We start from the raw sequence: 326 nt of genomic DNA, 5'->3' as shown, positions 1-326 counted from the left end.
GGATCGGGAACATTTGAAGCTTCGCCCGCATCAATCGACAGGCCCTCGCACTGGTCCAAATTGAAGACCGTGAACCTCTTAAGGAACGCCACGGTGCGCGCGTCACGCTCCTCGCTTTGCGCCTTCTGCGCCTCGTCCTTGGGCGTGAAACGATCCGCGTAACAAATGACCGTTCCCTTCTCTCCGCGCTTGACGTTGCCGCCTGCCTTCTCGGCCTGCTTGTAGGTAAGCCAGCGCTGCGAGGAATAGCCGCCCCCGATCCCGGCTGCCCACAGGATCAACACGTTTATGCCGCTGTAGATGCGCCCGGTTACTCCGTTGTTCGG

The 326-nt window shown here is 60.4% G+C and carries 1 protein-coding gene; it reads right to left on the bottom strand.

Features of this window, described 5'->3' with window-relative positions; translation table 11 throughout:
• On the bottom strand, positions 1-326 hold a 326-nt coding region (locus tag MTR62_RS21235), incomplete at both ends, for an ArdC-like ssDNA-binding domain-containing protein (RefSeq protein WP_244024669.1).

The organism is Novosphingobium organovorum (genome assembly GCF_022832435.1).
Lineage (GTDB): Bacteria > Pseudomonadota > Alphaproteobacteria > Sphingomonadales > Sphingomonadaceae > Novosphingobium > Novosphingobium organovorum.
Note: the sequence above shows the minus strand (reverse complement) of the source record. Positions and strands in the feature narration are given on the sequence as shown.